At 71.4% G+C, this 25,910-nt stretch carries 24 protein-coding genes; 13 read left to right on the top strand and 11 right to left on the bottom strand.

The features are described from left to right. The first annotated feature begins 81 nt into the window (after positions 1 to 81). On the top strand, positions 82 to 1,002 hold the full coding sequence (locus tag ACZ3YL_RS29585; RefSeq protein WP_465660414.1) for a YihY/virulence factor BrkB family protein: 921 nt from the start codon (positions 82 to 84) through the stop codon (positions 1,000 to 1,002). 17 nt (positions 1,003 to 1,019) lie between these two features. Here the strand turns inward: ACZ3YL_RS29585 and ACZ3YL_RS29580 are convergent, their stop codons facing one another. Next, positions 1,020 to 2,228 carry a D-alanyl-D-alanine carboxypeptidase family protein gene (locus ACZ3YL_RS29580; protein ID WP_465660413.1) on the bottom strand — a complete coding sequence of 403 codons (1,209 nt, stop codon included), beginning with the start codon at positions 2,226 to 2,228 and terminating at the stop codon, positions 1,020 to 1,022. A 143-nt stretch (positions 2,229 to 2,371) separates the two neighbouring features. Here ACZ3YL_RS29580 and ACZ3YL_RS29575 point away from each other — a divergent pair, with 143 nt between their 5' ends. Further along, entirely contained in the window at positions 2,372 to 2,629 is a 258-nt protein-coding gene (locus tag ACZ3YL_RS29575; RefSeq protein ID WP_188308533.1) for an SCO4848 family membrane protein, read from the top strand. A gap of 189 nt (positions 2,630 to 2,818) precedes the next feature. Here the strand turns inward: ACZ3YL_RS29575 and ACZ3YL_RS29570 are convergent, their stop codons facing one another. The 7 genes from ACZ3YL_RS29570 to ACZ3YL_RS29540 all read right to left on the bottom strand — a co-directional run bounded on the left by ACZ3YL_RS29570 (position 2,819) and on the right by ACZ3YL_RS29540 (position 9,863). Beyond that, positions 2,819 to 3,589 carry a succinate dehydrogenase iron-sulfur subunit gene (locus ACZ3YL_RS29570; protein WP_188308534.1) on the bottom strand — a complete coding sequence of 257 codons (771 nt, stop codon included), beginning with the start codon at positions 3,587 to 3,589 and terminating at the stop codon, positions 2,819 to 2,821. Then, a complete protein-coding gene (gene sdhA / locus ACZ3YL_RS29565; protein WP_188308535.1) occupies positions 3,589 to 5,331 on the bottom strand; it encodes a succinate dehydrogenase flavoprotein subunit in 1,743 nt (580 codons plus the stop codon). The genes ACZ3YL_RS29570 and sdhA overlap by 1 nt, the downstream gene beginning before the upstream one ends. Positions 5,332 to 5,382: 51 nt before the next feature. Beyond that, on the bottom strand, positions 5,383 to 5,874 hold the full coding sequence (gene sdhD, locus ACZ3YL_RS29560) for a succinate dehydrogenase, hydrophobic membrane anchor protein (protein ID WP_188308536.1): 492 nt from the start codon (positions 5,872 to 5,874) through the stop codon (positions 5,383 to 5,385). An 8-nt stretch (positions 5,875 to 5,882) separates the two neighbouring features. Next, on the bottom strand, positions 5,883 to 6,263 hold the full coding sequence (gene sdhC / locus ACZ3YL_RS29555; protein ID WP_188308537.1) for a succinate dehydrogenase, cytochrome b556 subunit: 381 nt from the start codon (positions 6,261 to 6,263) through the stop codon (positions 5,883 to 5,885). Between the two features lie 335 nt (positions 6,264 to 6,598). Beyond that, entirely contained in the window at positions 6,599 to 7,132 is a 534-nt protein-coding gene (locus ACZ3YL_RS29550) for a 2-oxo-4-hydroxy-4-carboxy-5-ureidoimidazoline decarboxylase (RefSeq protein ID WP_411293076.1), read from the bottom strand. 264 nt (positions 7,133 to 7,396) lie between these two features. Continuing rightward, positions 7,397 to 9,046: an alpha/beta hydrolase gene (locus ACZ3YL_RS29545; protein ID WP_465660412.1), complete on the bottom strand. Its 1,650-nt coding sequence runs from the start codon at positions 9,044 to 9,046 to the stop codon at positions 7,397 to 7,399. Positions 9,047 to 9,122: 76 nt separating this feature from the next. Continuing rightward, positions 9,123 to 9,863: an SDR family oxidoreductase gene (locus ACZ3YL_RS29540; protein ID WP_465660411.1), complete on the bottom strand. Its 741-nt coding sequence runs from the start codon at positions 9,861 to 9,863 to the stop codon at positions 9,123 to 9,125. Positions 9,864 to 9,993: 130 nt separating this feature from the next. Here ACZ3YL_RS29540 and ACZ3YL_RS29535 point away from each other — a divergent pair, with 130 nt between their 5' ends. The 8 genes from ACZ3YL_RS29535 to ACZ3YL_RS29500 all read left to right on the top strand — a co-directional run bounded on the left by ACZ3YL_RS29535 (position 9,994) and on the right by ACZ3YL_RS29500 (position 20,460). Continuing rightward, the gene (locus ACZ3YL_RS29535) at positions 9,994 to 11,571 is read left to right on the top strand and encodes an acyl-CoA mutase large subunit family protein (RefSeq protein WP_465660410.1); all 1,578 of its coding nucleotides are present in this window, start codon (positions 9,994 to 9,996) and stop codon (positions 11,569 to 11,571) included. 236 nt (positions 11,572 to 11,807) lie between these two features. Beyond that, positions 11,808 to 13,061 (top strand): amidohydrolase, encoded by a 1,254-nt coding sequence (locus ACZ3YL_RS29530; protein WP_188308541.1) that lies wholly within the window; start codon positions 11,808 to 11,810, stop codon positions 13,059 to 13,061. Positions 13,062 to 13,314: 253 nt separating this feature from the next. Further along, positions 13,315 to 14,370, top strand: a complete 1,056-nt coding sequence (locus ACZ3YL_RS29525) for a BMP family lipoprotein (RefSeq protein ID WP_188308542.1) — start codon at positions 13,315 to 13,317, stop codon at positions 14,368 to 14,370. A gap of 295 nt (positions 14,371 to 14,665) precedes the next feature. Further along, entirely contained in the window at positions 14,666 to 16,246 is a 1,581-nt protein-coding gene (locus ACZ3YL_RS29520) for an ABC transporter ATP-binding protein (protein WP_465660409.1), read from the top strand. Between the two features lie 3 nt (positions 16,247 to 16,249). Beyond that, entirely contained in the window at positions 16,250 to 17,404 is a 1,155-nt protein-coding gene (locus ACZ3YL_RS29515; RefSeq protein ID WP_465660408.1) for an ABC transporter permease, read from the top strand. Beyond that, positions 17,401 to 18,666: an ABC transporter permease gene (locus tag ACZ3YL_RS29510; protein WP_223243226.1), complete on the top strand. Its 1,266-nt coding sequence runs from the start codon at positions 17,401 to 17,403 to the stop codon at positions 18,664 to 18,666. The genes ACZ3YL_RS29515 and ACZ3YL_RS29510 overlap by 4 nt, the downstream gene beginning before the upstream one ends. Next, complete coding sequence (locus tag ACZ3YL_RS29505) at positions 18,663 to 19,076, top strand: cytidine deaminase (protein ID WP_465660407.1); 414 nt, start codon at positions 18,663 to 18,665, stop codon at positions 19,074 to 19,076. The genes ACZ3YL_RS29510 and ACZ3YL_RS29505 overlap by 4 nt, the downstream gene beginning before the upstream one ends. Before the next feature lie 106 nt (positions 19,077 to 19,182). Beyond that, entirely contained in the window at positions 19,183 to 20,460 is a 1,278-nt protein-coding gene (locus tag ACZ3YL_RS29500; protein ID WP_188308545.1) for a thymidine phosphorylase, read from the top strand. A gap of 63 nt (positions 20,461 to 20,523) precedes the next feature. On the opposite strand, the gene ACZ3YL_RS29495 is transcribed toward ACZ3YL_RS29500, so the two are convergent. Then, positions 20,524 to 21,078 carry a Uma2 family endonuclease gene (locus tag ACZ3YL_RS29495; protein ID WP_188308546.1) on the bottom strand — a complete coding sequence of 185 codons (555 nt, stop codon included), beginning with the start codon at positions 21,076 to 21,078 and terminating at the stop codon, positions 20,524 to 20,526. Positions 21,079 to 21,104: 26 nt separating this feature from the next. After that, entirely contained in the window at positions 21,105 to 22,382 is a 1,278-nt protein-coding gene (locus tag ACZ3YL_RS29490; RefSeq protein ID WP_465660406.1) for an MFS transporter, read from the bottom strand. A gap of 90 nt (positions 22,383 to 22,472) precedes the next feature. Between ACZ3YL_RS29490 and ACZ3YL_RS29485 the strand changes: the two genes are divergently transcribed. The 3 genes from ACZ3YL_RS29485 (at position 22,473) to ACZ3YL_RS29475 (ending at position 25,362) form a co-directional block, all read left to right on the top strand. Next, a complete protein-coding gene (locus tag ACZ3YL_RS29485) occupies positions 22,473 to 23,441 on the top strand; it encodes a LysR family transcriptional regulator (RefSeq protein ID WP_188308548.1) in 969 nt (322 codons plus the stop codon). 173 nt (positions 23,442 to 23,614) lie between these two features. Beyond that, a complete protein-coding gene (locus tag ACZ3YL_RS29480) occupies positions 23,615 to 24,772 on the top strand; it encodes an adenosine deaminase (protein WP_188308549.1) in 1,158 nt (385 codons plus the stop codon). Positions 24,773 to 24,984: 212 nt separating this feature from the next. Continuing rightward, a complete protein-coding gene (locus tag ACZ3YL_RS29475) occupies positions 24,985 to 25,362 on the top strand; it encodes an ATP-binding protein (protein WP_188308550.1) in 378 nt (125 codons plus the stop codon). A gap of 88 nt (positions 25,363 to 25,450) precedes the next feature. Here the strand turns inward: ACZ3YL_RS29475 and ACZ3YL_RS29470 are convergent, their stop codons facing one another. Then, positions 25,451 to 25,636, bottom strand: coding sequence for a PspC domain-containing protein (locus ACZ3YL_RS29470; protein ID WP_188308551.1), 186 nt, complete (start codon positions 25,634 to 25,636; stop codon positions 25,451 to 25,453). Between the last annotated feature and the right edge of the window lie 274 nt (positions 25,637 to 25,910).

The following is a 25,910-nucleotide window of genomic DNA, read 5'->3' as shown; positions in this document are numbered from 1 at the left end:
GGTCCGTCGGCCGGAACCGCCCCGGGGGATCCGGCCCGCGCCTGACGGCCATTCGGGGGACGGACCGGTATAACCGGTCAGGTGGACTTCCTGACCCGCCTTCCGGTCCTCGGCCCGCTCGTGGCCCGGGTGCTGCGCAGCCGCCCGTACCGGGTGTACGAGTACTTCTCCGCCGCCCGTGGCAACCGGCTGGCCGGAGCCGTCACCTTCTTCGGCTTCCTCGCCCTGTTCCCGCTGCTCACCGTCGGCCTGGCGATCGCCGTCGCGACGCTGAACGGCAGCCAGGTGGACGACCTCCAGCACCGCATCTCCGACCAGCTGCCGGGCCTGTCGGACGCGCTCAACCTGCCGTCCCTGGTGGCCAACGCGGGCACCCTCGGGCTGGTCAGCGGCGCCCTGCTGCTGGTCTCCGGCCTCGGCTGGGTGGACACCATGCGCACCTCGATCCGGGACCTCTGGCAACTGCCCGAGGAGGAGGGCAACCCGGTGCTGCGCAAGGCCCGGGACGTCGTGGTGCTGGGCGGCCTCGGCCTGGTGTCACTGTTCTCGCTGGCCGCCTCCGCCGCCGGCACCACGCTCGCCGGGCGGATCGCCCACGCGAGCGGCCTCGACAGCGGCTACCTGCTGACCGGGGTCGGGGTGCTGATCGCCATAGCGTGCGACATGCTGCTCTTCGCCTACCTGCTGGCGCCCTTCCCCGGGATCACCGGCCAGCACCGCCGGGACCTCCTCACCGGCGCGCTGATCGGCGCGGTCGGCTTCGAACTGCTGAAGCTGCTGCTCGCCTCCTACCTCGGCTCGATCGCCGGGCGGAGCCTGTACGGCGCCTTCGCCACCCCGGTGGCGCTGCTGCTGTGGATCAACTTCGTCAGCCGGCTGCTGATGTACTGCGTGGCCTGGACGGCGACCGCCGACCCGGCGGAGGCCCGGGAACGCGCCAGGGCGCACGGCCGGGCCCTGATCGCCGCCGCCGACGAATCCGAGGCCCGGCCCCCGAAGTGAGGCCGGGCCGCCGCGGATCACTTCCAGAGACGGTCCGCCGGCCGGCGCCGCACGACCACCACGGCACCCGCCGCGACCACCACCCCGGCCACCACGGCCGCCACGGCCGACCAGCCGCGCAGACCGAGCCCGTCGTCCCCGGCCGCCGCCGCGGGCCGGGCCGCCTCGGCCGAGGAGTGCGGCGGCGGAGCGGGGGCACCCGCGGCGCCGCCCGCCTGGCCGGTCGGCTCCTCGCCGCCGGCCTGCTTCTCGTCGACCAGCCGGCCGACCGGCTGCACCTTGCCCGCCGCGGCGAAGCCCCAGTCCAGCAGTTCGGCCGTCTCGTCGTACACCCTCTGGTAGCTGGCCGGGTGCATCACCGTCACCAGCAGGGTCCGCCCGCCCCGCTCGGCGGCGCCGACGAAGGTCGAGCCGGCGTTGGTGGTGGTGCCGTTCTTCACCCCGATCAGGCCGGGGTACTTGCCCAGCAGCCGGTCGGTGTTGGCGATCCCGAAACTGCCGCGCTGGCCGGTGTTCTTGTCGACGGCCCCCGGGAACATCGCGTCCCGGGTCGCGCAGTACATCCGGAAGTCCGCGTTGCGCAGGCCGGAACGGGCGAACAGCGAAAGGTCGTAGGCCGAGGACACCTGGCCGTCCATGTCGTAGCCGTCCGGGGAGATCACCTTGGTGTCCCGGGCCTGCAGGGCGTCGGCGCGGGCCTGCATCTCGTTGACGGTCGGCTGGATGCCGCCGTTCATGTGCGACAGGACGTGCACGGCGTCGTTGCCCGAGCTCAGGAACACCCCGCGCCACAGGTCCTCGACCCGGTAGTCCAGGTTCTCCTTGATGCCGACCAGGCTGCTGCCGGCGCCGATGTTCTGGATCTCCTCGTCGGCGACCCGGTGCACCGCGTTGCGGTCGAACTTGGGCAGCACGGTGTCCGCGAAGAGGATCTTCAGAGTGCTCGCCGGGGGCAGCCGGAGATGCGGGTTGTAGGCCGCCAGTACGTCCCCCGACGTGGCGTCGGAGACTATCCAGGACAGGCCGGTGAGGTCCGTCGGCAGCGCCGGGGCCCCCTGCAGCGGATTGACCTGGACCCCGGGGAGGCCGAGCCGCTCACCGCCGACCGCGCTCGGCGGTGGCGGCGCCTGCGGGGCCGCGACCGCCGCCGGGGCGGCGAGCAGAACCGGGAGGGCCGCGGTGACCGCGGCGCACGACAGCGCGAAGGTATGACGGGGTGTGGGCACCGACTGACCGTACCCATCGCGCGGCTCCGGCGTACGCCACACCGGACGGGTCCCCCGCATGAGGGGTCCGCCCTACGCCGATCGGCGGCCCGCGCATACTGGGGAGGCACCCCGCCTCCACACTCCCCGCCGAGGACCGCCCCATGAAGCTCAGCCGCCGCACCTCCTGGTTCCTGACCGCCTTCGGCGTCTGGTCGATGATCATCTGGACCACCTTCGTCAAGAACCTGTGGAAGGACTCCGGCGGCCAGGCCTTCGTCAACGGCGACCACTCCCAGCCCACCGCCTTCTTCTGGATCCACCTGCTCCTCGCCGTCACCTCCTTCCTCCTCGGCATCGCCGTCGGCGCCATCGGCGTCCGCGGCCTCCGCGCCACCCGCCGAGCCCCGGTCGTGGACTGACGAATCTCCGTTGCCGCGGTCAGTCCCCACCGGCACGATCCTCACCGCTCGCACGCGCGTTCTGGACGCGCCGATCACAAGGAGTGGGGAATCTCCATGAAACTTTCGCGCGCCCGCTGAGCTGGGTCCGGGGACGGCGAAGGCCCCGCCCGAGTGATCGGGCGGGGCCTTCGGCCTGTCAGGCGGGGATCAGAAGCGGCGGGTAACCAGCGCCCGCTTCACTTCCTGGATCGCCTTGGTGACCTCGATGCCACGCGGGCAGGCCTCGGAGCAGTTGAAGGTGGTGCGGCAGCGCCACACGCCCTCGCGGTCGTTGAGGATCTCCAGGCGCTGCTCGGCACCCTCGTCGCGCGAGTCGAAGATGAAGCGGTGCGCGTTGACGATGGCGGCCGGGCCGAAGTACTGGCCGTCGTTCCAGAACACCGGGCAGGACGACGTGCACGCGGCGCACAGGATGCACTTGGTGGTGTCGTCGAAGCGCTCGCGGTCCTCGGCGGACTGCAGGCGCTCGCGGGTCGGGTCGTTCCCCTTGGTGATGAGGAACGGCATGACGTCCTTGTACGCCTGGAAGAACGGGTCCATGTCCACGACCAGGTCCTTGAGGACCGTCAGGCCCTTGATGGCCTCGATCGTGATCGGCTTCTCCGGGTCGACGTCCTTGATCAGGGTCTTGCAGGCCAGCCGGTTGCGGCCGTTGATCCGCATGGCGTCGGAGCCGCAGATGCCGTGCGCGCAGGAACGGCGGTAGGTGAGGGTGCCGTCCTGCTCCCACTTGATCTTGTTGAGCGCGTCCAGGACGCGCTCCTTCGGGTCCATCGTCAGCTGGTAGTCGACCCACACCGGGTCCGGGTGCTCCTCCGGGTTGAACCGGCGGATCCGGAAGGTGACGGTGATCAGCTGGGCGGCACCGCTCTCGGCCGCGTCCAGAGCGGCCGAGTGCTCCACGGTCGGAGTGCTCATCAGTACTTACGCTCCATCGGCTGGTAGCGGGTCGTGACGACCGGCTTGTAGTCGAGGCGGATGGAGGTCGTGCCGTCGGCGGCGACCTCCTGGTACGCCATGGTGTGCTGCATGAACTTCACGTCGTCACGGGTCGGGAAGTCCTCGCGGTAGTGGCCGCCGCGGGACTCCTCGCGGGCCAGCGCGGAGACGGCCAGCACCTCGGCCAGGTCGAGCAGGTTGCCCAGCTCGATGGCCTCCAGCAGGTCCGTGTTGTACCGGAAGCCCTTGTCCTGGATGGAGACGTTCTTGTAGCGCTCCCGCAGCGCGGCGATGTCCTCGACCGCCTGCTTCAGGGTGGCGCCGGTGCGGTACACCATCGCGTTGGCGTCCATGGTCTCCTGCAGCTCCTTGCGGATCTGCCCCACGGACTCGGTGCCGGTCGACTCGCGCAGCTTCTCGACCATGCCCTGGACCAGCTCTTCCGGGTTCTCCGGCAGCGGGACGAACTCGTTGGCGTTGGCGTAGTCGGCGGCGGCGATGCCCGCGCGACGGCCGAACACGTTGATGTCCAGCAGCGAGTTGGTGCCCAGGCGGTTGGCGCCGTGCACGGAGACGCAGGCGACCTCGCCGGCCGCGTACAGGCCTGGGACGACCTCGGTGTTGTTGCGCAGGACCTCACCCTCGACGTTGGTCGGGATGCCGCCCATGGCGTAGTGCGCGGTGGGCTGGATCGGGATCGGGTCCGTGTAGGGCTCGATGCCGAGGTAGGTGCGCGCGAACTCGGTGATGTCCGGGAGCTTGGCGTCCAGCTGCTCCGGCGGCAGGTGGGTGAGGTCCAGGTAGACGTGGTCGCCCTCCGGACCGCAGCCGCGGCCCTCGCGGATCTCGGTGTAGATCGCGCGGGAGCAGACGTCACGGGACGCGAGGTCCTTCATGACGGGGGCGTAGCGCTCCATGAAGCGTTCGCCGTCCTTGTTGCGCAGGATGCCGCCCTCGCCGCGGGCGCCCTCGGTGAGCAGGATGCCCATGCGCCAGATGCCGGTCGGGTGGAACTGGAAGAACTCCATGTCCTCCAGCGGCAGGCCGCGGCGGTAGGCCACCGCCTGGCCGTCACCGGTGAGGGTGTGGGCGTTCGACGAGACCTTGAAGAACTTGCCGGTGCCGCCGGAGGCGAACACGACCGACTTGGCCTGGAAGACGTGGATCTCGCCGGTGGCCAGCTCGTAGGCGACGACGCCGGCCGTCTTGCCCTCGTTGATCAGCAGGTCGAGGACGTAGAACTCGTTGAAGAACTCGACGCCGTGCTTGACGCAGTTCTGGAACAGCGTCTGGAGGATCATGTGGCCGGTGCGGTCGGCCGCGTAGCACGAGCGGCGGACCGGGGCCTCGCCGTGGTTGCGGGAGTGGCCGCCGAAGCGGCGCTGGTCGATCCGGCCCTGCTCGGTGCGGGAGAAGGGCAGGCCCATCTTCTCCAGGTCGAGGACGGCGTCGATGGCCTCCTTGCACATGATCTCGGCGGCGTCCTGGTCGACCAGGTAGTCACCACCCTTGACCGTGTCGAAGGTGTGCCACTCCCAGTTGTCTTCCTCGACGTTGGCCAGGGCGGCGCACATGCCGCCCTGGGCCGCGCCGGTGTGGGACCGGGTCGGGTAGAGCTTGGTCAGGACGGCGGTGCGGCTGCGCTGCGTCGACTCGATGGCCGCGCGCATGCCGGCGCCGCCGGCGCCGACGATGACGGTGTCGTACTGGTGAATCTGCATGGGGGGTTAACTCGCCTCTGGCCTCTGCCGATGGTCGATGGTGCTCGCGGCTCAGATGTTGGGGTCGAAGGTGAAGATCACCAGGGTGCCCAGCAGCACGGTGAACACCGTGGCGGTCCCCATCAGCCCCTTGAGCCAGAGCCGGGTCGAGTCCTTCTCGGCGTAGTCGTTGATGACCTGACGCATGCCGTTGGCGCCGTGCAGCATGGCGAGCCAGAGCATCAGGAGGTCCCAGCCCTGCCAGAACGGCGAGGCCCAGCGGCCGGCCACGAAGGCGAACCCGATCTTGGAGACACCGCCGTCGAGCACCAGCATGATCAGCAGGTGACCGAGGATCAGCACGACCAGGACGACACCGGACAGGCGCATGAAGAGCCAGGCCAGCATCTCGAAGTTGGTGCGGGTGCGGCGCGGGGTCTTCTTGGTCCGCTGGCGCGGCGGCTCGATGACGAAGGCGTCGGCGGGGTTGCCGGTGCCGAGGCCCTTGCCGGTGTGCGCCTGCTTGGACGGGACGACGAGCGCGTCGGAGTATTCCGTGGACATCAGTCAGCTCACTTCCCGAACCAGGCGATCAGCGTGTGCTGCAGGATGCCGTAGAAGGAGCCGGCCATCAGGACGACCCAGACTCCGACGACGGACCAGAGCATCTGCTTCTGGTACTTCGGGCCCTTGGACCAGAAGTCCACCGCGACGACCCGCAGGCCGTTGAGCGCGTGGAACAGGATGGCGGCCACCAGGCCGTACTCCATCAGGTTCACGAGTGGAGTCTTGTACGTCTGAATGACGGTGTCGTAGGACTCCGGCGACACTCGCACCAGGGCGGTGTCCAGGACGTGGGCGAACAGGAAGAAGAAGATGAGGACGCCGGTGACTCGATGAGCCACCCAGCTCCACATGCCTTCCCGGCCGCGGTACAGCGTTCCAGCCGGCACGGAAAAACCCTCCGGAAGCGGATTGGGGGCTCGGCCGGCTTCGGTGTCGGTCAGCCCGGCCGGGTACGGTCCACCGGCCGCCAGCATCCTATCGACGCCTTGTCGGGAACCGCCTCCGGGGTCCCCAGGTGTGATCAATCAGGCACTTCTGGCCTAGCGGAGCGGGAACCGGGCTGCTACTCATCACCCTGAGTGATGACTTGACTCCGCTGTGCTGCCCCGCGCGTCCGTCTCCGACGGGGCCGAACCGGTGATCGGGTTCATCCTGACGGATGAACCGGGTCCGATCGCCCCGGCGCGCCGGACCGGCCGGCGTGCCGGGGCGTGTCGTGGCCTCAGCGGGCCCCGGCCTCCGAGTGGGTGGCGACCAGGTGCTCCAGCCGGGTGAGGGCGATCCGCCGGAGTTCGTCCGCCGCGATCAGCCGCTCCTCGTCCGGGTCGTTGGCCAGCCGGGTGCGGATGGAGGAGAGCACGGTGTCGAGCATCTCCTCCGGGGCGACGCCGTCCAGGCAGACCACGAAGACGTGGCCGAACCGGGCCTCGTAGGCGGCGTGGGCCGCCCGCAGCGCGGTGTGCGCGGCCTGGCTGCCGGGGGCGCGCATGCCGAGCAGGGGCTGGGGCATCCAGCTCTCGTCGGCGAGGGCCTCGGCGAGGTCCGCCGGGCGCAGGTCGTAGGAGGCCTCGCTGGCGGCGGCCAACAGGGACTCTATGTCGGGATAGGGGCGGTGGGCGGTGAGTCGCAGGGCCCAGCGGTGGCTGCCGCAGCAGGCCAGCAGGGCCTCCTCGGCGGCGCCGGCGTCCGCTTCGTTGAAGCGGTGCAGCCCGAGGAGGGTCGGCTCGGTGCTGGCGTCGGGCCGCTGTGACGGGATGTCGCTGGCCAGCGGGTCCTCCTCGGGAGGGCGGAAGGCCGGTGGGGTGGGGTGGAGCACTGGGACCGCGGGGCTGCGGAGGGGCGTGCGGCGCCGTTCTGGCAGCTCCTCAAAGGTAGTTGAGCTGTCATCAGTTGGGGAGGGCGCGCGCGGAATTCATCCGGACGAGCTATCAAGTTGTGACGTTGACACCTTCGTGTCATCGCCCTCCCCGCCCGGCTCTGCCGGCGAGGGGCCCGCACGCGGGCCCCTCGCCGGGGCGGCTCAGCCGCAGCGGGTCCCCTCGGCCGGCATGGTGCCGTCCGTCAGGTAGGCGTCCATGGCCTGGTCGATGCAGGTGTTGCCCTTGCCGAAGGCGCCGTGGCCCTCGCCCACCCGGGTGAGCAGGGTGGCCTTGGCGAAGCCCTTGGCCAGCTTCTCGGCGGAGGAGTACGGGGTGGCCGGGTCCCCGGTGGTGCCGACCACCAGGATCGGCGCGGCGCCCTCGGCGCGGATCGGGTGCGGCTTCTCCTGGGTCTGGAACGGCCAGTGGGCGCAGCCCGGCTCGGTGTAGTCGGCCACCGTGACGCCCTTGGAGAGCAGCGGCGCCTCGGCGAGCAGCCGGTCGACCGCCTGCTGGGCGTGCTCGGGGGTGGGCGCCGGGCGGGCGGCGTCGGCGCAGCTGATCGCCCTGTTGGCCTCGTCCATCGGGCTGTAGTGGCCCTTCTGGTCGCGGCCGTTGTAGTCGTCGGCGAAGGCCATCAGGTAGTCGCCCTTGCCGCGCACCATGGCCCAGCCGAGGCTGTTCCGCAGGTACTGCCAGGAGGTCTTCTCGTCGCCGTAGAGCAGCGAGATGACGCCGGTCCAGGCCATGTCGCGGCCGAGCTCGCGGCCGTCCTTGGTGGTCAGCGGGTGGTCGTGGAGGCCGTCCAGGAAGTCGGCGGCCTTCTTGGCGGCCTTGTTCCTGTCCTTGCCGAGCGGGCACTCGTCGGCGTGGTTCTCGACGCAGTCGACGGCGAAGCGCTCGAAGGACTTCTCGAAGCCGACCTGCTGGTCGACGCCGTGGTCGAGGGTGTCCTGGGCCGGGTCGACGGCGCCGTCCAGGATCAGCCGGCCGGTGTTCTGCGGGAACTCCTCGGCGTACAGGGCGCCCAGGTAGGTGCCGTAGGAGATGCCCAGGTAGTTGAGCTTCCGGTCGCCGACGACGGCGCGCAGCACGTCCAGGTCGCGGGCGGTGTTGCGGGTGCCGACGAAGGGCAGCAGCCTGCCGGACTTGGCCTGGCAGGCGGCGGCGTGGTCGGTGGACTGCTTGACCTGGGCGGCCTTGCGCTCGGCGGGGTCGTCCGGCGCGTCCAGCTGGTTGACGGCGTCGAGCTGCTTGTCGTCGTAGCAGACCACGGGGGCGCTGCTGCCGGTGCCGCGCGGGTCGAAGCCGATCACGTCGAAGCGGCTGTGCAGGGTGCCGGCGAAGTCCTTGGCGCCGTACTCGACCATCTCGACGCCGGAGGCGCCGGGGCCGCCGGGGTTGACCATCAGCGAGCCGATCCGCTTGTCCTGGTCGCCGGCCCGGTACCTGATCAGCGCGAGGTCGATCGCGTCGGCGGCCGGGTCGGCGTAGTCGAGCGGGACGTGCAGCTTGCCGCACTGCATGCCGGAGGTGTCGATCTTCGCCTGCTCGGCCTTGGGGTCGGCCGGGCAGTCCGCCCAGGTGATCTGCTGGCCGTAGAAGGCCTTGAGCGCCGGGTCGGCCTCGCCCTTGGGTTTCGGAGTCGGGGTCGGGGTGGCCGTGGGGCTCGCGGGGGCGGGCGCGGTGGTGCCGGAGGCCTGGTCCTGGGCCGTGGGGGCGGTGGCGCCGCAGGCGGAGGTGAGCAGGAGGGCGCCTGCCGCCACGGCGGTGAGCAGAACCCGTGGGCGGGCGGCCCGGAAGATCGTCATCGCACGTATGTACCACTTGTGTACGACGCGTGTTCGATCGGGGGTGCGGGCCGCTCCGCTGGCACGGGCTCCGGATTCAGCCGCGGTGGACCTTGTGGTTGGCGGCCTGGGCCCGGGGGCGGACCACCAGCAGGTCGATGTTCACGTGCGAGGGCCGGGTGACCGCCCACGCCACGGTGTCCGCGATGTCCTCCGAGGTCAGCGGCTCGGCCACGCCCGCGTAGACGGCGGCGGCCTTCTCCTCGTCACCGCGGAAGCGGGTGACCGCGAAGCCCTCGGACTTCACCATGCCGGGCGCGATCTCGATCACCCGGATCGGCTCCCCGCACAGCTCCAGCCGCAGCGTCGCCGCGATGGTGTGCGCGGCGTGCTTGGCCGCGACGTAGCCGCCGCCGCCCTCGTACGCGGCCAGCGCGGCGGTCGAGGAGAGCACCAGCACGGTGCCGTCGCCGGTCGCGCGCAGGGCGGGCAGCAGCGCCTGGGTCATGTGCAGCACGCCGAGCACGTTCACCTCGTACATGGCCCGCCAGTCGGCCGGGTCGCCGTGCTCGACGCTCTCGGCGCCGATCGCGCCGCCGGCGTTGTTCACCAGGACGTCCACCCGGCCGACCTCGGCCGCGAAGGCGTCCACGGCGGCCCGGTCGGTGACGTCCAGCGTGTACGCGCTCCCGCCGATCTCCTTGGCCAGCGCCTCGATCCGCTCGGTCCGGCGGGCGGTCAGCACCACCTCGAAGCCCTCGGCGGCCAGCCGGCGGGCGGTCGCCGCGCCGATTCCGCTGCTGGCACCGGTGACCACGGCCACCTTCTGCTCGGTCATTGCCACTCCCTGGGGCTCATCCGGTCGTTCACCCGATCATCTCAACCGCGTCCGCGCGCCCGCCGCCCGGTCGGGCCCTAGATTGCGAGGGGACCGACCCCCTGCACCCCGCCGACCCGTGGAGTGACCCATGGCTGCCGCAGAATCCGGCTTCCCGATCGAGCCGCTGTACGGCCCCGAGGCGCTGGCCGGCTGGGACCCGGCAGCCCGGCTGGGCCGGCCGGGGGAGTACCCGTACACCCGGGGCGTCCACCCGACGATGTACACCGGCCGGCCGTGGACGATGCGCCAGTACGCGGGCTTCGGCACCGCCGCCGAGTCCAACGCCCGCTACCGCCGGCTGATCGAGGGCGGCGGCACCGGCCTCTCGGTGGCCTTCGACCTGCCCACCCAGATGGGCTACGACTCGGACGCGCCGCGCGCCGCCGGGGAGGTCGGCAAGGTGGGCGTGGCGGTGGACAGCGTCGAGGACATGGCGGTGCTCTTCGACGGCATCCCGCTCGGCGCGGTGTCCACCTCGATGACCATCAATGCGCCCGCCGCCGTCCTCCTCCTGCTGTACCAACTGGTCGGCGAGGCCCAGGGGGTGGCGTCCTCGGCGCTCACCGGCACGGTGCAGAACGACGTGCTGAAGGAGTACATCGCCCGGGGCACCTACATCTTCCCGCCGGAGCCCTCGCTGCGGCTGGCCGCCGACCTGTTCCGGTACTGCCGGGCCGAGATCCCGCGCTGGAACACCATCTCCGTCTCCGGCTACCACATGGCCGAGGCCGGCGCCGATCCGGCGCAGGAGGTCGCCTTCACCCTGGCCAACGGGATCGCCTACGTCCGGACCGCGCTCGCCGCCGGGATGGCCGTGGACGACTTCGCGCCCCGGCTCTCCTTCTTCTTCGTGGCCCGCACCACGCTGCTGGAGGAGGTCGCCAAGTTCCGTGCCGCGCGCCGGATCTGGGCCAGGATCATGCGCGAGGAGTTCGGCGCGAAGGACCCCCGCTCGCAGATGCTGCGCTTCCACACCCAGACCGCCGGGGTGCAGCTCACCGCCCAGCAGCCCGAGGTGAACCTGGTCCGGGTCTCGGTGCAGGCGCTGGCGGCGGTGTTCGGCGGCACCCAGTCGCTGCACACCAACGGCTTCGACGAGGCGATCGCGCTGCCCACCGAGAAGGCCGCCCGGCTGGCCCTGCGCACCCAGCAGGTGCTCGCCCACGAGACCGACGTGACCGCCACCGTCGACCCCTTCGCCGGCTCCTACGCGGTCGAGTCGCTGACCGACGCCGTCGAGGAGGCCGTGCTGGCGCTGCTGGCCCGGGTCGAGGAGCAGGGCGGCGCGGTGGCCGCGATCGAACGGGGCTTCCAGAAGGGCGAGATCGAGCGCAGCGCCTACCGGATCCAGCAGCGGACCGACTCCGGCGAGCGCACGGTGGTCGGCGTCAACCGGTTCCGGCTGGACGAGGAGGAGCCGTACCAGCCGCTGCGGGTTGACCCGGCGATCGAGCGACGGCAGGCCGGGCGGCTGGCCCGGCTGCGGGCCGAGCGCTCCGGCCGGGCCGTCACCCGGACGCTGGACGCGCTGCGCCGTACGGCGGAGGGCCCGTCGAACGTGCTGTACCCGATGAAGGAGGCGCTGGCCGCCCGGGCCACCGTCGGCGAGGTCTGTGACGCGCTGCGCGGGGTCTGGGGCACGTACGTTCCGGTGGAGCGTTTCTGAATCCGTCGAACCGGTGTGCGAATTTGATGAACTGAGCTGTCGTCAGGGTGACCCGACTGTCAAGGCGGTGGGGGCCGTGACCACCGGCCCGGGTGATCGTTGCACAGGGCAAGCAATCCGGGGAAGGCGGCAGAAACGAGATGTCATACCCACCTGTCCGGCCGGTATGCGCCCATCCGGGGACTAGTTTTCCGGAAGTCGGGCCTAATCCCCCCAACGGGCCTATTCTTGGGGAGATGAACCGTCCTGAGCCCGCTCAGCCGGGCGTCACTCTCGCCGTCGCACGCCCCGCCGCCGAACTCCGCGACCGGGTCCGGACGCTGGAGCCCGAGCTGATCGCCTTCCGTCGTGATCTGCACCGGCACCCGGAGCTGGGGCGCCAGGAGTTCCGCACCACCGGCCTGCTGCGCGACCGGCTGGTGGCGGCGGGCCTGGAGCCGCGGGTGCTGCCCGGCGGCACCGGTCTGCTGGTCGACATCGTCCCGGCCGGCACCGCCCCGGGCACCGAGTTCCTGGCCTTCCGCGCCGACATCGACGCGCTGCCCATCGACGACGCCAAGACCGATGTGCCGTACCGCTCGACCGTTCCCGGCCGGGCCCACGCCTGCGGCCACGACGTGCACACCTCGGTGGTGCTCGGCACCGGCCTGGTGCTGGCCGAGGCCGTCCGCTCCGGCGAGCTGCGCCGCCCGGTCCGGCTGGTGTTCCAGCCGGCCGAGGAGGTCATGCCGGGCGGGGCGCTGGACGTCATCAACGCGGGCGGGATGGACGGCGTCGGCCGGATCTTCGCGGTGCACTGCGACCCGAAGGTGGAGGTCGGCCGGATCGCCCTGCGGGTCGGGGCGATCACCTCGGCCTGCGACCGGCTGGTGCTGCACCTGGACGGCCCCGGCGGGCACACCGCCCGCCCGCACCTGACCACCGACCTGGTGACCGCGATCGCCCGGATGGCCGCGGACCTCCCGGCCGCGCTGGCCCGCCGGATGGACCCGCGCTGGGGCGTCAGCCTGGTCTGGGGCCGGATCGCGTCGGGCTCCGCGCCCAACGTCATCCCGCAGCACGCCGAACTGGAGGGCACCGTCCGCTGCCTGGAGCTGGACGGCTGGCGGGAGGCGCCGGACCTGCTGCACGAGCTGATCGCCAAGCTCGCCGAGACCTACCGGGCCAAGTGGACGCTGGACTACCACCGGGGGGTGCCGCCGGTGGTCAACGAGGCGGTCTCGGTCGCGCGGCTGGAGGAGGCGATGACCGCCCGGTTCGGACAGGGCGGCGCCGAGGTGGTGGAGGGGACCGAGCAGAGCCTGGGCGGCGAGGACTTCTCCTGGTACCTGGAGCACGCCCCGGGCGCGCTGGCTCGTCTGGGCGTCCGCACCCCCGGCGACGTCACCGTCCGTGACCTGCACCAGGGCCGGTTCGACGTGGACGAGCGGGCGATCGGCGTGGGTGTGGAACTGTTCGCGGCGCTGGCTCTGGAGGACGACCGGATCTGACCGTTTCCTGGGGGTATGTGGCCCACCTGTGACCGGGTTGTCGAGATCCAGGGTTCCGAACGGTCCGTAAACTGGGCCGTACCAATCTTGGATCACCGTCCGCGAGCGGGAAAAAGAGCCTTCGGAAGGCCCTCAGACCACGGTTTGATAACAACCCGAATGCTCTGGCACCCCGTAACACAACCGTGTTCTACGCGCGTTACGGTGGCGTCCGACCACGCTAATCGGGTGCGTGTGAGAAGGAGATACTCCCTTGCGCCGTTCAATGAAGCTCGCCGCGGTTGTGCTCTCGGGTTCCCTGGGCATGGCCTCGCTCGCCGCTTGCGGCGCAAAGAGCACTGACAGTAACGCTTCTTCGGGTTCGTCCGACGCTCTCAAGGTCGGTATGGCCTATGACATCGGCGGCCGTGGCGACCAGTCCTTCAACGACTCCGCCGCGCGTGGTCTCGACAAGGCCAAGGCCGACCTGGGCGTCTCCGTCACCGAGGCCGAGGCCAAGCCGGGCGAGGCCGAGGCCGACAAGGAGACCCGCCTGAAGAACCTGGTCGACGCCGGCTACAAGACCGTCATCGCGGTCGGCTTCGTCTACCAGCCGGCGGTCAACAAGGTTGCCAAGGACAACCCGAACGTCAAGTTCGCGATCATCGACTCGAACGACAAGGACCAGCCGTCCAACGTCACCTCGCTGCTCTTCGCCGAGCAGGAGGGTTCGTACCTCGCCGGCGTCGCCGCCGCGAACAAGTCGAAGAGCCACCACATCGGCTTCATCGGTGGTGTCCAGACCGAGCTGATCAAGAAGTTCGAGGCCGGTTACAAGGCGGGCGCCAAGTTCGCCGACCCGAACATCCAGATCGAGACGACCTACCTCACCACGCCCCCGGACTTCACCGGCTTCGGCGCGCCCGACAAGGGCAAGGAAGCCGCGCAGGGCCAGCTGGACAAGGGCGCGGACGTCATCTACTCCGCCGCCGGCGCCTCCGGCGCGGGTGCCATCGAGGCCGTCTCCAACGCGGGCAAGCTCGCCATCGGCGTCGACTCCGACCAGGCCAGCCAGCCGGCCCTGGCGAAGTTCAAGACCAGCATCATGACCTCGATGGTCAAGAACGTCGACACCGCGGTGTACTCGTACATCGACTCGATCAAGAAGGGCACGCCGTTCACCGGCATCAAGCTCTTCGACCTGAAGGCCAACGGTGTCTCGCTCGCCACCACCGGCGGCAAGATCGACGACATCCAGGACAAGCTGAAGGCCGCCGCCGACTCCATCACCAGCGGCGCCACCAGCATCCCGACCACGCCGGCCAACTAAGGCCCGCGCGTCTCGGACGCGACCCGCGCCTGCCGCCTGCCCGGCAGCGCGATGATCGACACAGTTCACGGGAGGGGCCCGGAAGGGTGCGCTCAACGCGTACCCCCGGGCCCCGTTCCGTCCCCCCGTTTCCCCCCCTTGGCCCTCCGAGCGCAACGACGCGCCTCCAGACCACCAGGAGACCGCCATCACCGCATCAGACCCCGTCCCCCTGCGCAAGGACGGCACCCCCAGCGCGGGGACGGCGACACCGGCCGTCGAGCTGCGCGGCATCACCAAGCGCTTCCCCGGAGTCGTGGCCAACCACGACATCAACCTCACCGTCCGCACCGGCACCGTGCACGCCCTGATGGGCGAGAACGGCGCCGGCAAGTCGACGCTGATGAAGATCCTCTACGGCATGCAGAAGCCGGACGAGGGCACCATCGCGATCAACGGCGAGCTGTGCGAGTTCGGCACCCCGGGCGACGCCATCGCCCGCGGCATCGGCATGGTGCACCAGCACTTCATGCTCGCCGACTACCTCACCGTGCTGGAGAACGTCGTCCTCGGCGGCGAGAAGCTCCACGGCATCGGCGCCAACGCGAAGGCGAAGATCAAGGAGATCTCCGACCAGTACGGCCTGGGCGTGCGCCCGGACGCCCTGGTCGAGGACCTCGGCGTCGCCGACCGCCAGCGCGTCGAGATCCTCAAGGTGCTGTACCGCGGCGCCAAGATCCTGATCCTCGACGAGCCGACGGCCGTGCTCGTCCCGCAGGAGGTCGACGCGCTGTTCGACAACCTGCGCGAGCTCAAGGCCGAGGGCGTCACCGTCATCTTCATCTCGCACAAGCTGCACGAGGTGCTCGCGGTGGCCGACGCGATCAGCGTCATCCGGCGCGGCACCACGGTCGGCGACGCCGACCCGAAGGCCGTCACCGCCCGCCAGCTGGCCGAGCTGATGGTCGGCGCCGAGCTGCCCTCCCCGGAGAGCCGCGAGTCGACCGTCACCACCACCGAGATGCTCGACGTCAAGGATCTGCGGATCGCCAAGACCGACGCCGAGGGCATCGAGCGCGTCGTCCTGGACGACATCTCGCTGCGCATCCACAAGGGTGAGATCCTCGGCATCGCCGGCGTCGAGGGCAACGGCCAGGCCGAACTGGTCGAGGCCATCATGGGCATGCTGCCGCTGGACGGCGGCAGCGTCCTCCTGGACGGCAAGGACCTCTCCGGCACCCTGACCCGGGCCCGCCGCGAGGCCGGCATCGGCTACATCCCCGAGGACCGCCACAAGCACGGCCTGCTGCTGGAGGCCCCGCTCTGGGAGAACCGGATCCTCGGCCACGTCACCGAGGCGCCCAACTCCAGCGGCGTGCTGCTCAAGCCGGCCGCCGCCCGCGAGGACACCTGGCGGATCGTCGAGGAGTACGACGTCCGTACCCCCGGCATCGAGGTCACCGCGGCGTCGCTCTCCGGCGGCAACCAGCAGAAGCTGATCATCGGCCGCGAGATGAGCCACCAGCCCAAGCTGCTGATCGCCTCCCACCCGACCCGCGGTGTGGACGTCGGTGCGCAGGCGCAGATCTGGGACCACATCCGGTCCGCCCAGCGCCAGGGCCTGGCCGTCCTGCTGATCTCGGCCGACCTGGACGAGCTGATCGGCCTCTCCGACACCATCCGGGTCATCTACCGCGGCCGCCTGGTCGCCGACGCCGACCCGGCCACCGTCACCGCCGAGGACCTCGGGACCGCGATGACCGGTGCCGCCGCCGGCCACCTGGAGTCCGACCCGGAGGCCGTCGCCGAGGCGCAGGCCGTCGCCGCCGAGGGCACCGAGGCCGCGGCCGAGCACCCGCACACCGACACCGCCGACGACCCGCAGGCGGGGGAGTAACCCATGACCAGTCCCAACCCCGCCGCCAAGCGCAGTCTGGCGCAGCGGATCAGCGGTGAGCGGATCGTGCTCGCACTGGCGGCGCCCGTGCTCGCGGTCCTGCTCTCGGTCGCGATCTGCTCCGTCCTGCTGGCGACCTCGGGCAAGAACCCGTTCGACGCGTGGAACGTGATGATCACGTTCGCCACCAAGTCGGACGGCCAGGTGCTGATCCTCAACCGGAGCACCACCTACTACCTGGCCGCGGCGGCCGCGGCGTTCGGGTTCCGGATGAACCTGTTCAACATCGGCGTCGAGGGCCAGTACAAGGTCGCGGCGCTGTTCGCGGCCTACATCGGCGCCCAGGTCGACCTGCCGTCCTTCATCCAGATCCCGCTGCTGCTGGTCACCGCGATGGTGGTCGGTGGCCTGTACGCGAGCATCGCCGGTCTGCTGAAGGTCTACCGCGGCGTCAGCGAGGTCATCTCGACCATCATGCTGAACTCGATCGCGGTCGCGATCATCGGTCTGCTGCTCGTCCCCGGCATCTTCGCGCCGCAGGTCAGCAGCACCAGCAACTCGATCCAGACCAACCCGGTCTCGCAGTCCAGCCACTTCTTCGGCATCGAGACGGCCGGCGGCACCCTCTGGGGCTTCCTGTTCATCGCGGTCCTGGTCGGCGTGATCTTCCAGTTCGTGCTGACCCGCACCCGGTTCGGCTTCGACCTGCGCGCCACCGGCCGCTCGGAGTCCGCCGCGACCGCCTCCGGCGTGAACGTCAAGCGCATGGTGGTCATCTCGATGGCCTCCTCCGGCGCGATCGCCGGTCTGATCGGGCTGCCCGAGCTGCTGCAGAACTCGTACTACTTCGGCCAGAGCTTCCAGCCCGGCCTGGGCTTCCTGGGCATCTCGATCGCCCTGCTGGGCCGCAACAGCCCGATCGGCATGGCGTTCGCGGCCCTGCTGTTCGCCTTCCTGGACACCACCGGTGCCCAGCTGCCGCTCCAGGGCGGCTTCCCGTCCGAGATCGTCGCGGTCATGCAGGGCACCATCGTCATCTGCGTCGTCGTCGCGTACGAACTGGTGCGCCGCTACGGCCTGAAGCGCCAGCAGCAGAAGGTCGGCGCCCAGCTCGCCGCCCAGGCCGCGGCCACTGAGAAGAAGGAGGTGTCCGCATGAGCACGGCGACTGCTGCTCGCCCCAAGGCGCCGGGCGCGCCCGCGAAGAAGCGCAAGCTGTCCTGGCCGGTGGTCCTGCTCCTGATCGCGGGCGCCCTGGTCCTGTTCTCGGCCGTGGGCATGGCCACCGGCAACCACTCGCTGACCTCCTCCGGGCAGGTCACCGCCGCGCTCAGCGCCGCCGTCCCGATCGGCATGGCCGGTCTGGGTGGTCTCTGGTCCGAGCGGGCCGGCGTGGTCAACATCGGCCTCGAAGGCATGATGGTCGCCGGCACCTTCTGCGGCGCCTGGGCGGGTTACCTGGTCAACCCGTGGGTCGGCCTGCTGGCCGGCATGCTCGGCGGTGCGCTCGGCGGTCTGCTGCACGCGATCGTCACCGTCACCTTCGGCGTCGACCACATCGTCTCCGGCGTCGGCATCAACCTGCTGATCCCCGGCATCTGCGCGTACGTCAACCGGATCTACTACCGGGACTACCTCTCGGTGGGCGCCGGGCAGAACCAGTCCCCGCCGGCCGACCCGCTGCCGTACATCACCGTTCCGGGACTCTCCTCGGGCCTGAAGAGCATCGAGAACCACCACTGGTTCCTGGTCTCCGACGTCGCGGGCGTGCTCGGCGGCCTGGTCACCAACCTCTCGGTGGTCGTGGTGCTGGCCGCCGCGCTGATCGTGGCCAGCTACTTCCTGCTCTGGCGCACGGTGTTCGGCCTGCGGCTGCGCTCCTGCGGTGAGAACCCGACCGCCGCCGAGTCGCTGGGCGTCAACGTCTACAAGTACAAGTACCTGGCGGTCATCGCCTCGGGCGCCTTCGCGGGCCTCGGCGGTGCGTACCTCTCGCTGGTCGCCTCGCACTTCTACAAGGACGGCCAGACCCTGGGCCGCGGCTTCATCGGCCTCGCGGCGATGATCTTCGGCAACTGGATGCCCGGCGGTCTCGCCATGGGCGCGGGCCTGTTCGGCTTCACCGACAGCCTCCAGCTGCGTGACCCGGAGTCGGTGCACGTGCTGATCCTGACCGTCGCGATCGCGATGGCGCTGCTCGCCCTGTGGCAGCTGTACCGCCGCAAGTTCACCGCAGCGGTGGTCTCCCTCGTGGTGGCCGGCGGCCTGGGTGCCTGGTACGCGCTGACCGACGAGGTGCAGCGTCCGCTGATCGTCGCCACGCCGTACGTGATCACCCTGGTGGTGCTCGCGCTGGCCTCCCAGCGACTGCGGATGCCCAAGGCCGACGGCCAGATCTACCGCAAGGGCCAGGGCAAGTGACGGCCTCCGTGCCGCCCCCGGCGGCGTCCGAGATCGACTGGGAGCGGCTGCGCGAGGCGGCTCGCGAGGCGATGGGCCGCGCGTACGCCCCGTACAGCAAGTTCCCGGTCGGCGCGGCGGCGCTGGTGGACGACGGCCGGCTGGTCAGCGGCTGCAACGTGGAGAACGCCTCGTACGGGCTCGGGCTGTGCGCCGAGTGCGGGCTGGTGTCCGCGCTGCACGCCTCCGGCGGCGGCCGGCTGGTCGCCTTCACCTGCGTCGACGGCGCGGGCGAACTGCTGATGCCGTGCGGGCGCTGCCGCCAGCTGCTGTACGAGCACGGCGGGCCCGGGCTGCTGGTCGAGCTGGCCTCCGGCGTGAAGCCGATGAGCGAGGTCCTGCCCGACGCGTTCGGGCCGGAGCGGCTCTAGCCTCGGCAATTGTTACGCGCGTAGAGTGTCGCGAGTGGGCCGGAATCCGGTCATCTCGCGGCACTCTACGCTTTTTGACGCATCTGAAACCCCTCTTGGAGCACGCATGGACGCCATCTCCGTCATCAGGACCAAGCGCGACCGCGGAGAGCTGAGCGACGCTCAGATCGACTGGGTCATCGACGCCTACACCCGTGGCGAGGTCGCCGACGAGCAGATGTCCGCGCTGGCCATGGCGATCCTGCTGAACGGTATGAAGCCGCACGAGATCAGCCGCTGGACCGACGCGATGATCCGCTCCGGCGTCCGGATGGACTTCTCCTCGCTCCCGCTGCCCACCAGCGACAAGCACTCCACCGGCGGCGTCGGCGACAAGATCACCCTCCCGCTCGCCCCGCTGGTCGCCGCCTGCGGCGCCGCCGTCCCGCAGCTGTCCGGCCGGGGCCTGGGCCACACCGGCGGCACCCTGGACAAGCTGGAGTCCATCCCCGGCTGGCGCGCCCTGCTCTCCAACGACGAGATGATGGACGTCCTGCGCGACGCCGGCGCCGTCATCTGCGCGGCCGGCGACGGCCTCGCCCCCGCCGACAAGAAGCTCTACGCGCTGCGCGACGTCACCGGCACCGTCGAGGCCATCCCGCTGATCGCCTCCTCGATCATGTCGAAGAAGATCGCCGAGGGCACCGGCGCGCTGGTGCTCGACGTCAAGGTCGGTTCCGGCGCCTTCATGAAGAACCTGGACGACGCCCGCGAACTCGCCCGCACCATGGTCGGCCTGGGCACCACCGCCGGGGTCAACACCGTCGCCCTGCTCACCGACATGTCCACCCCGCTCGGCCTCACCGCGGGCAACGCGCTGGAGGTCCGCGAGTCCGTCGAGGTGCTGGCCGGCGGCGGCCCCGCCGACGTCGTCGAGCTCACCCTCGCCCTGGCCCGCGAGATGCTCGCCGCGGCCGGCGTGCACGGCAAGGACCCGGCCGACGCCCTGCGCGACGGCTCCGCGATGGACCACTGGCGCCGCATGATCGCCGCCCAGGGCGGCGACGTCGACGCCCCGCTCCCGGTCGCCCGCGAGCAGCACGTCATCCCCGCGCCCGCCTCCGGCGTGCTCACCGAGCTGGACGCCTACGCGATCGGCGTCTGCGCCTGGCGCCTGGGCGCCGGCCGGGCCCGCAAGGAGGACCCGGTCCAGGCCGGCGCCGGCGTCGAGATGCACGCCAAGCCCGGCGACACCGTCGTGGCCGGCCAGCCCCTGCTGACCCTCCACACCGACACCCCGGAGCGCTACGACTACGCCATCGAGGCCCTGAAGGGTGGCGTCACGGTCGCCCCGGAGGGCACGGCGTTCACCCCGAACCCGATCGTCCTCGACCGCATCGCCTGACATCGGTCATGACCGAGCCGCCCGCCGGTGCACCGGCGGGCGGCTCCGCGTTTTCGCCGGACTTCAGGCGTAGGTGAGCAGCCCGCCGGTGTCGAGGGTCCAGGGGCCGACCGTGATCGTGTCGCCGAAGTCGAACTTCTCACGGGACTCGTAGCCCGATTCGGAGTGCACGATGCCGGTGCCGGTGCGGGGATCGACGATCAGGTAGAACGGGATGCCCATGGCCGAGTAGTCGCGGACCTTGTTGTGGTAGTCGTTCTCGGGGTTGGAGGCGGAGACGATCTCCACCACGAGCAGGACCTCGTGCGGGAGAACCGCTCGCTGCTCCCCCTCCAAGGTCGCCTCGGGGAAGACCATCAGATCCGGGTTGCGCAGCTGACCGAGTCCGGCATCCTGCAGGTCCGCACCGTGGTAGGCGATGTGACCCGGGTGAGTGGACGGCAGCTGGGCGTTGAGCTGTCGGGCGATGCGCAGCACGGCGAGCTCGTGGCGCTTCACCGGCGACATCATCATGATGATCTGACCGTCGGCGATCTCGACCTTCCCTACCCCCGGCACCTTCGGCAGCTGATCCGCGATCTCAAGCAGCCTGGTGTACGTAGCAGGATCGACGCTCATACCCCCGAGTGTATCGGCGGAGTCTGTCAAGCGTCCGCGACCGCTCGCCTCGTGCTATGCGCCTGGTGGGTGGCGTACAGGGTGACGGCGGCGGCGAGGGTCATGGCGGTGAGGCCGACGGTGGCGGCGCCGGGCCAGCCGGTGGCGTGGTAGGCGTCGGCGCCGAGGGTGCCGCCGAGGCTGTTGCCGAGGTAGTAGGCGATCAGGTAGAGGGCGGAGGCCTGGGCGCGGCCCTCGGTGGCGGTGCGGCTGACGGCGGACGAGGCGGTGGCGTGGCCGGCGAAGAAGCCGGCGGTGATCAGCACCAGGCCGAGCAGTGCGCAGACGAGGGAGTCGGCGAGCGAGAGCAGCAGGCCGGCGGCGGTGACACCGATGGCGACGTAGAGGGCGCCGCGGCGGCCGAGGCGGCCGGAGAGACGGCCGGCCGCGGCGGAGGTGCCGGTGCCGACCAGGTAGACCACGAAGATCGAGGCGGCGACCGACTCCGGCAGGTGGAAGGGCGCGCCGATCAGCCGGTAGCCGACGGTGTTGTAGACCGCGCCGAACACCGCCATGAACAGCATCGCGAGCGCGTACAGCCGTACCAGCAGTGGGTTGCGCAGGTGCCGGCCGACGGTGCGGGCGAGGGCGCGGGCGTCCACCGGGGCCGGGGTGAAATGCCGGGCGGCGGGGATCAGCAGCCGGAAGGCGAGCGCGGCGAGCAGCGCGAGGGCGGCGGAGGCGGCCAGGCCCCAGCGCCAGCCGAGGGCGGCGGCGGTCCAGCCGGAGACGAGCCGGCCGCCCATGCCGCCGATGCTGTTGCCGGCCACGTACAGGCCCATCGCGGAGGCCAGCGCGCTGGGGTGGACCTCCTCGGCGAGGTAGGCCATCGCGGTGGCGGGGAGTCCGGCGAGGGCGGCGCCCTGGAGGACGCGCAGCACGACGAGGGTGGTGAGGCCGGGGGCGAAGGGCAGCGCGACGGCGAGGGCGGAGGCGGCGAGGACGGAGGCCGTCATCACCGCGGTGCGGCCGTACCGGTCGGAGAGCGCGCTGGCGGGGAGCAGTCCGACGGCGAGGCCGAGGGTGGCGGCGGAGGCCGTCCAGCTGGCCTGGCCGGGGGTGAGGTCGAGGTCGGCCGAGAGGACCGGCAGCAGGCCCTGGGTGGAGTAGAGCAGGACGAAGGTGGCGACCCCGGCGGCGAACAGGGCGAGGATGGCGCGGCGGAAGTCGGGCCGGCCGGGGCGGTGGCGGTCGTCCTGGTCGGGGGTACGGGCGGGGGAGGCATCCGGGGCGGGCGCGGATGCCCTGGTATCGGCGGGCTGCATGGCTTCGACGGTAGGCCGGTGCGCTTGATGCGTCCAATGCATGAAGAGTGGATGATCGATGCACTGGTGTATGAGTCGAGGTGAGGCGGGATGACCGTGGCGGAACTGCCGGACGGAACGGAGCAGCGGTACCGGGCGGCCGAGTTGGGGCCGGAGGAGCCGGCCGTCCGGCTGGCGCCCAGGCTGGCGCAGTTCGCCGCGGTGGCCCGGCTGGAGCACGTGACCCAGGCGGCGGCGCTGCTCGGGGTGCCGCAGCCGACGCTGTCGCGCGCGGTGGCCCGGCTGGAGGAGGAGCTGGGGGTGGACCTGCTGGCCCGTCAGGGCCGGACGGTGCGGCTGACCAGGGCGGGCCGGCTGCTGCTGGCCTCGGTGGAGCGGGCGTTGGCGGAGCTGGAGCGCGGTGCGGAGGCGGCCCGGGCGGAGGCGGACCCGGCGGTGGGGCGGGTGGCCTTCGGCTTCCTGCACACGATGGGTCCGGACGCCGTCCCGGCGCTGCTGCGCGGCTTCCGGGCGGCGCACCCGCAGGTGCGGTTCCAGCTGGTGCAGGACTACGGCATGGCGATGCTGGAGCGGTTGCGGGCGGGCGAGTTGGACCTGTGCCTGGTCGCGCCGCTGCCGGACGACCCGGCCTTCACCGTCCGTCCGCTGGACGAGCAGCGGCTGCACCTGGCCGTCCCGGCGGACCACCGGCTGGCCGGCCGGCGGCGGATCCGGCTGGCGGAGGTGGCCGAGGAGCCGTTCGTCGGGCTGGAGGACGGGTACGGGCTGCGCGTGATCACGGACGGCTTCTGCGCGCAGGCCGGGTTCGTGCCCCGGCTGGCCTTCGAGGGGGAGGAGGCCGAGACCCTGCGCGGGCTGGTGGCGGCCGGGCTGGGGGTGGCGCTGCTGCCGCCGGCGCTGGTGCCGCGGCCCGGGGTGGTGGAGCTGGAGGTGACGGCGCCGCGGACCCGCCGGGCGATCGGTCTGGCCTGGGCGGCGGGGCGTCCGCTGACGCCGCCGGTGGCGGCGTTCCGGGACTTCGTGCTGTCCCGGCGGGGGCGGCTGCTGCACCACGACTGAACGGCCCGGACCGTACTCGGACCACCGCGGCCGGGCCGTCGCGGCCGGGGGGCCGGCGAATCCGGGGCTTTGGTGGATCCTATGGACCGGGCGGAGGAATTCCCGGTGCACTTTGGACCATTCGGTGGTGCTCCCGGTGGTGGGTCTACGCGCGTAGGGGCTATATTTCCGCAATGGAGAAGCAGATCCCCGTCACCACTGCGGGCACCGGCCCGCGCATTCCCACCCCCGACCAGATCCGGCGCGCGCCGAAGGTCCTGCTGCACGACCACCTCGACGGCGGGCTGCGCCCCGAGACCATCGTCGAGCTCGCCGCCGCGACCGGCTACGAGGGGCTCCCGACCACCGACGCCAAGGAACTCGGCGAGTGGTTCCGCGAGGCCGCCGACTCCGGCTCGCTGGTCCGCTACCTGGAGACCTTCGCGCACACCTGCGCCGTCATGCAGACCCGCGAGTCCCTGATCAAGGTCGCCGCCGACTGCGCCGAGGACCTGGCCGCCGACGGCGTCGTGTACGCCGAGGTCCGCTACGCCCCCGAGCAGCACCTGGAGGGCGGCCTGTCCCTGGACGAGGTCGTCGAGGCCGTCCAGGAGGGCTTCCGCCTCGGTGAGTCCAACGCCCGCGCGGCCGGCCACCGGATCCGCGTCGGCACCCTGATCACCGCGATGCGGCACGCCGCCCGCTCGCAGGAGATCGCCGAGCTGGCGAACCGTCACCGCGACCAGGGCGTCGTCGGCTTCGACATCGCGGGCGCCGAGGCCGGCTACCCCCCCACCCGCCACCAGGCCGCCTTCGACTACCTCAAGGGCGAGAACAACCACTTCACCATCCACGCGGGCGAGGCCTTCGGCCTGCCGTCGATCTGGGAGGCCCTGCAGTGCTGCGGCGCCGACCGGCTCGGCCACGGCGTGCGGATCGTGGACGACATCACGGTGAACGAGGACGGCAGCGTCGAGCTGGGCCGGCTGGCCGCGTACGTGCGCGACAAGCGCATCCCGCTGGAGATGTGCCCGACCTCCAACCTCCAGACGGCGGCGGCCACTTCGTACGCCGAGCACCCGATCGGGCTGCTCAGCCGGCTGAAGTTCCGGGTCACCGTGAACACCGACAACCGGCTGATGAGCGGCACCAGCATGAGCCAGGAGTTCGGGCACCTGGTGGACGCCTTCGGTTACACGCTGGGCGACATGGAGTGGTTCACGGTGAACGCGATGAAGTCCGCGTTCCTGCCCTTCGACGAGCGGCTGGCGATGATCAGCGACGTGATCAAGCCGGGCTACGCCGAGCTCAAGGCGGAGTGGCTGTTCAGCGCGGGTGCCGGCGGCCGCTGAGCCCGGGCCGCCCTGCGGTCGGATGAACGCGGCTTCCGGGCAAGGAAATTGGCGTTCATCCGACTACTCACTCGGGTGAGTGAACGCCCTTTGGTTCTCGCGCGACCCTGTCACTACGGTGTGCCAGTCATTGCTGACAGGTCGTGGCGACGGTCGCCCGTCCGCCGCCCCGCGCGATGTCGGCCACCGACGAGGACTCAAGGGGACGAACCATGAAGCAGGCTCTCAAGGCCGCCGGCACCGCGGCGCTCGGCATCGCCATCGCGGCGGTCGGCGCAGGCACCGCCTCCGCGGCGACCGGCCAGGCGGCCGGCGGCCTCGGGCTGCCCACCGGCGCGGTGACGAACCCCGCGGTGACCGGTGCGGTCACCGACACCGCGGCCAAGCTGCCCGGCGGCGACAAGGTCGCCGGCACCCTCGGCACCCTGGCCCCGACCGCCGGTCAGGCCGCCCCCGCGCCCGCCGCCGACGCCGCCCCGATCGCCGGTGTCACCCAGCAGCGCGCCGGTGCGCTCCCGGGTGTCCCCGGCCTGGACAAGACCCCGGTCGGTGGGCTGGCCGGCGCCCTGCCGGGCCTGCCGCTGGGCTGATCCGCCCGCACCGCACGACGACGGGCCGCCCGCCCCCGGAGGAAACCCCGGGAGCGGGCGGCCCGTCGCCATGCCCGCCCGTACGGCCTCACGGCTCCTGGGGGAGCAGCACCCACAGCGCGAGGTAGACCAGGAACTGCGGGCCGGGCAGCAGGCAGGACAGCAGGAAGATCAGGCGGACGGTCCACGGGGTGAGGCCGAAGCGCTCGGCGATCCCGGCGCAGACACCGGCGATGACACGGTTGTGACGGGGGCGGGCGAGGCGCGCGCTCATGGGGACTCCTTGGGCCGGCGGCCCGGCCGGGCGGTCCGGCGGGCGTACTTCCATGCTCCGCCGTCGCGGGCCCGAAAGCCTCCGCCCCCCAGGCGATCCTCGACCCTGCCCACTCACCGGGAAGACGGAGGCCCGAATCGGGGTCGCCCTCAGGGTCACCCTGAGAGCGAAGATCCCGCGAGCCCGCGGCGAATGTCCATCCGGAGTTTCCCGAGGAGGGAAAACCCGGTCGCGCAGTGGTGCGGCGCCGGCGATATGATTCCGCGGTCGCTGA

The organism is Kitasatospora sp. NPDC023176, from assembly GCF_055560495.1.
Note: the sequence above shows the minus strand (reverse complement) of the source record. Positions and strands in the feature narration are given on the sequence as shown.

Coding starts and splice junctions, on each gene's coding strand:
- ACZ3YL_RS29535 (WP_465660410.1), top strand. CDS start 9,994: ATGGCTGCCGCAGAATCCGGCTTCCCGATCGAGCCGCTGTACGGCCCC.
- ACZ3YL_RS29480 (WP_188308549.1), top strand. CDS start 23,615: ATGGAGAAGCAGATCCCCGTCACCACTGCGGGCACCGGCCCGCGCATT.
- ACZ3YL_RS29485 (WP_188308548.1), top strand. CDS start 22,473: ATGACCGTGGCGGAACTGCCGGACGGAACGGAGCAGCGGTACCGGGCG.
- ACZ3YL_RS29475 (WP_188308550.1), top strand. CDS start 24,985: ATGAAGCAGGCTCTCAAGGCCGCCGGCACCGCGGCGCTCGGCATCGCC.
- sdhA (WP_188308535.1), bottom strand. CDS start 5,331: ATGCAGATTCACCAGTACGACACCGTCATCGTCGGCGCCGGCGGCGCC.
- ACZ3YL_RS29545 (WP_465660412.1), bottom strand. CDS start 9,046: ATGACGATCTTCCGGGCCGCCCGCCCACGGGTTCTGCTCACCGCCGTG.
- ACZ3YL_RS29575 (WP_188308533.1), top strand. CDS start 2,372: ATGAAGCTCAGCCGCCGCACCTCCTGGTTCCTGACCGCCTTCGGCGTC.
- ACZ3YL_RS29515 (WP_465660408.1), top strand. CDS start 16,250: ATGACCAGTCCCAACCCCGCCGCCAAGCGCAGTCTGGCGCAGCGGATC.
- sdhD (WP_188308536.1), bottom strand. CDS start 5,874: ATGTCCACGGAATACTCCGACGCGCTCGTCGTCCCGTCCAAGCAGGCG.
- ACZ3YL_RS29570 (WP_188308534.1), bottom strand. CDS start 3,589: ATGAGCACTCCGACCGTGGAGCACTCGGCCGCTCTGGACGCGGCCGAG.
- ACZ3YL_RS29510 (WP_223243226.1), top strand. CDS start 17,401: ATGAGCACGGCGACTGCTGCTCGCCCCAAGGCGCCGGGCGCGCCCGCG.
- ACZ3YL_RS29500 (WP_188308545.1), top strand. CDS start 19,183: ATGGACGCCATCTCCGTCATCAGGACCAAGCGCGACCGCGGAGAGCTG.
- ACZ3YL_RS29490 (WP_465660406.1), bottom strand. CDS start 22,382: ATGCAGCCCGCCGATACCAGGGCATCCGCGCCCGCCCCGGATGCCTCC.
- ACZ3YL_RS29540 (WP_465660411.1), bottom strand. CDS start 9,863: ATGACCGAGCAGAAGGTGGCCGTGGTCACCGGTGCCAGCAGCGGAATC.
- ACZ3YL_RS29470 (WP_188308551.1), bottom strand. CDS start 25,636: ATGAGCGCGCGCCTCGCCCGCCCCCGTCACAACCGTGTCATCGCCGGT.
- ACZ3YL_RS29530 (WP_188308541.1), top strand. CDS start 11,808: ATGAACCGTCCTGAGCCCGCTCAGCCGGGCGTCACTCTCGCCGTCGCA.
- ACZ3YL_RS29495 (WP_188308546.1), bottom strand. CDS start 21,078: ATGAGCGTCGATCCTGCTACGTACACCAGGCTGCTTGAGATCGCGGAT.